The sequence below is a fragment of the uncultured Lutibacter sp. genome (genome assembly GCF_937891065.1).
GTDB lineage: Bacteria > Bacteroidota > Bacteroidia > Flavobacteriales > Flavobacteriaceae > Lutibacter.
Window position 1 is genome coordinate 1 of the sequence record NZ_CALAEQ010000094.1, and the last position, 4,562, is coordinate 4,562.

Sequence of the window (4,562 nt, forward strand, 5' to 3'; positions counted from 1 at the left end):
TTAGCTTGGTTAAAAACCAATAATATGCTTACAAATGAAGAACAAGACGGCGCAAAAGATGCTTTAAAATGGGCTGCCAGAACATATTTGGTTGCTGCCTTAGGTTCTTTAGCTATGTTATTATATTGGGGATTAAGAATATTGGGATCAAGAGATTAAGGACAATAAAAAAGCAGTTTGAAACTGCTTTTTTATAATTGAATTTGTCGATCAATTTGTTGGTCTAAAGAAATAAATGTTTCAGTTCTTGCAACTCCTTTTATTGATTGAATTTCTTGATTAAGAAGTTTCATTAAATGCTCATTGTCTTTACATAAAATTTTTATAAAAATAGCATAATTCCCTGTTGTATAGTGACTTTCAATTACTTCAGGGATTTCTTTCAGTCTTTTAACTGCTGCTGAATATTTGCTTGCTGCGTCTAAAAAAACGCCAACAAAGGCTAACGTTTTATAGCCTAATACCTTTGGATTAATTATAAATTTTGAGCCTGCAATTAAGCCTGAAGCCTCAAGTTTACGCAATCTTTGATGTATGGCAGCTCCAGATATTCCAATTTCACGAGCTATGCTCAATATTGGTGTTCTGGCATCTTTCATTAAATTTTTTAAAATAATTTTATCAATACCGTCAATATGTAACTCTTTTTCTTTCATAAGATATATATCTGAAAGTAAATTTAAAAAAATAAAGGATATGAAAACTCATATCCTTTATTTTTTATTTTAATTCAAAACTTTATTGTACTTCAGGTAGAAGCACAAAGTCTTCCATAAATTTTGTAGTATAGTTACCTGCAATATAATCTGGATGATCCATCAATTGTCTGTGAAAAGGAATTGTTGTTTTCACGCCTTCAATAACAAATTCATCTAAAGCTCTTCTCATTTTATTAATTGCTTCTTCACGTGTTTGTGCAGTAGTAATTAATTTTGCTATCATTGAATCGTAATTTGAAGGAATGGTATATCCTGCATACACATGAGTATCAACTCTAATTCCATGGCCTCCAGGTATATGTAATGTTGTTATTTTACCTGGTGATGGCCTAAAATCTTTATAAGGATCTTCAGCATTAATTCTACATTCTATTGAGTGTAATTTAGGAGTATAATTTTTTCCTGAAATAGGAACACCTGCAGCTACTTTTATTTGCTCGTAAATTAAATCATAATCTATTACTTGTTCAGTAATAGGGTGCTCAACTTGAATACGAGTATTCATTTCCATAAAATAGAAATTTCTATGCTTGTCAACTAAAAATTCTATTGTGCCAGCACCTTCGTATGAAATAAATTCAGCCGCTTTTACTGCCGCATCACCCATTTTTTTTCTCAATTGAGTTGTCATAAAAGGCGAAGGAGCTTCTTCTGTTAACTTTTGATGACGACGTTGAATTGAACAATCCCTTTCTGATAAATGACAGGCTTTCCCATATGAATCTCCAATAATTTGAATTTCAATATGGCGAGGCTCTTCAATAAGCTTTTCCATATACATACCGTCATTGCCAAAACAGGCAAAAGCTTCTTGCCTAGCAGAATCCCAAGCATTTTTTAAATTTTCTTGTTTCCAAACTGCGCGCATTCCTTTTCCTCCACCACCTGCGGTTGCTTTTAACATTACAGGGTATCCCATTTCTTTTGCTAATTTCTCTGCGTCTTCAACTGTTTCTAATAATCCTTCTGACCCTGGAATTGTTGGTACTCCAGCTTCTTTCATTGTAGCACGAGCAGAAGCTTTATCTCCCATTCTACTAATCATTTCTGAAGAAGCACCTATAAATTTAATATTATGTTCTTCACATAATTTTGAAAATTTAGCATTTTCAGATAAAAAACCATATCCTGGATGAATTGCATCAGCATTTGTAATTTCTGCTGCTGCTAAAATGGCTGACATTTTTAAATAAGATTCACTACTTGCTGGAGGTCCAATACAAACGGCCTCATCTGCAAAGCGTACATGTAAACTCTCAGCATCAGCTGTAGAGTAAACAGCTACCGTTTTTATTCCAATTTCTCGACAGGTTCTTATAACTCGTAAAGCTATTTCACCCCTATTGGCAATTAATATTTTTTTAAACATAATGCTTTGAAATTTGAAATTATAAATAAGAGTTAAATTATGAAGGATCTACTAAAAATAATGGTTGACCAAACTCAACTGGAGTTCCATCTTCAACCAAAATTTTTACTAATTTTCCTGAAACTTCAGCTTCAATCTCATTAAATAATTTCATAGCTTCAACCATACAAACTATAGTTTCTGAATTTATAGAATCCCCGACTTCAACAAAAACAGGTTTATCAGGTGATGGCCTTCTATAAAAAGTTCCAATTATTGGAGAAGTTATTTCAATATATTTTGAAGTTTCTTCTTTTACTACAGAATCTGTTGTGTTAGGGCTTTGAGCTGGCATAACTGCCCCTGCAATTGGCACTTGAGGAATAGACATAGGTGCTTGTTGCAATATCGTAGTTTCTACTCGTTCCGAACCTGTTCTAATGGTGATTTTTATATCCTCCATTTCTAACTTTACTTCACTTGCGCCAGATTTGGCTACAAATTTAATCAGGTTTTGAATGTCTTTTATATCCATATTTGTTTGGTTTTAGTTTTTTATTAATTATGAGTTATATGCCCATTTAAAGTAAATTGATCCCCATGTGAATCCACCTCCAAATGCGGCAAAAATTATAGTATCTCCTTTTTTAAGTTGGTCTTCATAATCTGCTAAAAGTAAAGGTAAAGTAGCTGATGTTGTATTCCCATATTTTTCAATATTCATCATTACTTTTGAACTATCTAAATTAATTCTTTTTCCTGTAGCTTCAATTATTCTTTTATTCGCTTGATGTGCGGCAAGCCAAGTAACATCTTCATTTGTCAAATTATTTTTTTCTAATATTTTAACAGTGACATCTGCCATATTAAAAACCGCATTTTTAAATACAGTTTTCCCATCTTGCCTAACAAAATTTTCTTTATTATCTAGAGCTTCTTTTGTTGTAGGATACATTGATCCTCCTGTTTTTACTTTCAAAAATTCTCTTCCTGCTCCGTCACTTCTTAAAATTTCATCTTGCAAACCTAAACCTTCTTCATTTGGTTCAAATAATACTGCTCCTGCCCCGTCTCCAAATATAATACAAGTAGCTCTATCTGTATAATCAATCATAGAAGAGCATTTATCAGCTCCAATAAGTAATACTTTTTTATATTTTCCAGATTCAATATACCTTGCTGCAACTGACATTCCATATAAAAAACTTGAACAAGCGGCTTCTAAATCGAAACCAAAAGCGTTAATAGCACCAATTTGAGTTGCAGTATAAACTGCTGTTGATGCAGCTTGCATATCTGGTGTGGCAGTGGCTACAATTACAAGATCAATTTCTTTTGGGTCTAATTTTTTCTTTTTTATTAATTGCTGAGCGGCTTTTATTGCCATATAAGAAGATCCTCTTCCTTCTCCTTTCAAAATTCTACGTTCTTTAATTCCTGTTCTTGAAGTGATCCATTCATCATTAGTATCTACTAATTTCTCTAACATTTCATTTGTTAAAACGTCTTCAGGAATGTATTTTCCAACGGCTGTAATTGCTGCGGTAATTTTTGTCATAATTTGATTATCTTTCATGAAAAAGAGTGGGTAAAAATAGTAAAATATATTTTGATTATTTACTAAAAACCCTCATTTTTGATCAATTTTATTCAAAAAAACAAAAAAAACCCTCAAAAATGAGGGTTTTTAGTGTGTTTTAACTTATTTTTAATTAAGCTTGAATTTCAACAGAATCTATTACAATTTGACCTCTGTAGTATAATTTTCCTTCATGCCAATGAGCTCTATGGTATAAATGTGCTTCACCAGTTGTTGGGTCAATTGCTACTTGTGGAGCAACCGCTTTATAGTGAGTTCTTCTTTTGTCTCTTCTTGTTTTTGATATTTTTCTTTTAGGATGTGCCATTACTTGTATTTTTATCTATTAGTATATTCTTTAATTTATTCCACCTAGGATCAATTTCCTTGTCTGTTTCTACTTCTTCTTCCTTAATTTCTAATTCTCTTAACTTATCTAATATTTCTGAATGTAAAGTACCATCATTTACACCAGGATGAATTCTTTTTAATGGTAACGCCAATACAATTGCTTCATAAATATATTGTGCTACATTAATTTTATAATCTGAATAAGGTATAATTAATAATTCCTCATTCTCGTCATTAAATTCTTGTCCAAATTTCACAACTAAATCTATACAAGCTTCAATTGGGTACTTAAATAATTCGTTTGTAACATCACAAGTTACTTCAACCCAACCTAAAAAAGTAAAATTTAATTCAAACATTGTAGGTTTCTTCAAAAAAGTTAAATCTACTTTAGTATTTGAACTGTAAAATTCATCGTATTCAAAAAAATCAAAGAACTCATTTTCAATTCTATATTCAAATTGATTTAATCCGTCTTTTATACCTACAAAAGAAATATCAAATTCTTTTAAATCTTTCATGTTGTAATTCAATTTGAGCGTGCAAAGATATAAAATTATAAATA

Annotated in this window: 7 protein-coding genes; 1 reads left to right on the forward strand and 6 read right to left on the reverse strand. The window is 31.3% G+C overall.

Annotation, left to right across the window (positions count from 1 at the left end; genetic code table 11):
* Positions 1–159: zinc metallopeptidase (locus Q0352_RS05205; RefSeq protein ID WP_299524682.1), on the forward strand; the 159-nt coding region annotated here is incomplete at its 5' end.
* Positions 160–191: 32 nt separating this feature from the next.
* Here the strand turns inward: Q0352_RS05205 and Q0352_RS05210 are convergent.
* The 6 genes from Q0352_RS05210 to Q0352_RS05235 all read right to left on the reverse strand — a co-directional run.
* Complete coding sequence (locus Q0352_RS05210) at positions 192–656, reverse strand: Lrp/AsnC ligand binding domain-containing protein (RefSeq protein WP_299524667.1); 465 nt, start codon at positions 654–656, stop codon at positions 192–194.
* 82 nt (positions 657–738) lie between these two features.
* The gene (gene accC, locus Q0352_RS05215) at positions 739–2,088 is read right to left on the reverse strand and encodes an acetyl-CoA carboxylase biotin carboxylase subunit (protein ID WP_299524670.1); all 1,350 of its coding nucleotides are present in this window, start codon (positions 2,086–2,088) and stop codon (positions 739–741) included.
* Positions 2,089–2,125: 37 nt separating this feature from the next.
* A complete protein-coding gene (gene accB, locus Q0352_RS05220) occupies positions 2,126–2,602 on the reverse strand; it encodes an acetyl-CoA carboxylase biotin carboxyl carrier protein (RefSeq protein WP_299524673.1) in 477 nt (158 codons plus the stop codon).
* 27 nt (positions 2,603–2,629) lie between these two features.
* On the reverse strand, positions 2,630–3,625 hold the full coding sequence (locus tag Q0352_RS05225) for a beta-ketoacyl-ACP synthase III (protein WP_299524676.1): 996 nt from the start codon (positions 3,623–3,625) through the stop codon (positions 2,630–2,632).
* A 154-nt stretch (positions 3,626–3,779) separates the two neighbouring features.
* Entirely contained in the window at positions 3,780–3,974 is a 195-nt protein-coding gene (gene rpmF / locus Q0352_RS05230) for a 50S ribosomal protein L32 (protein ID WP_299524679.1), read from the reverse strand.
* The coding region (locus Q0352_RS05235; RefSeq protein WP_367274596.1) for a DUF177 domain-containing protein at positions 3,961–4,562 on the reverse strand (602 nt) is incomplete at its 5' end. The genes rpmF and Q0352_RS05235, both read right to left, overlap by 14 nt.

Excerpts from the sequence above, each read along its gene's own strand:
- Q0352_RS05210 (WP_299524667.1), bottom strand. The coding sequence starts at position 656 with ATGAAAGAAAAAGAGTTACATATTGACGGTATTGATAAAATTATTTTA.
- accC (WP_299524670.1), bottom strand. The coding sequence starts at position 2,088 with ATGTTTAAAAAAATATTAATTGCCAATAGGGGTGAAATAGCTTTACGA.
- accB (WP_299524673.1), bottom strand. The coding sequence starts at position 2,602 with ATGGATATAAAAGACATTCAAAACCTGATTAAATTTGTAGCCAAATCT.
- Q0352_RS05225 (WP_299524676.1), bottom strand. The coding sequence starts at position 3,625 with ATGACAAAAATTACCGCAGCAATTACAGCCGTTGGAAAATACATTCCT.
- rpmF (WP_299524679.1), bottom strand. The coding sequence starts at position 3,974 with ATGGCACATCCTAAAAGAAAAATATCAAAAACAAGAAGAGACAAAAGA.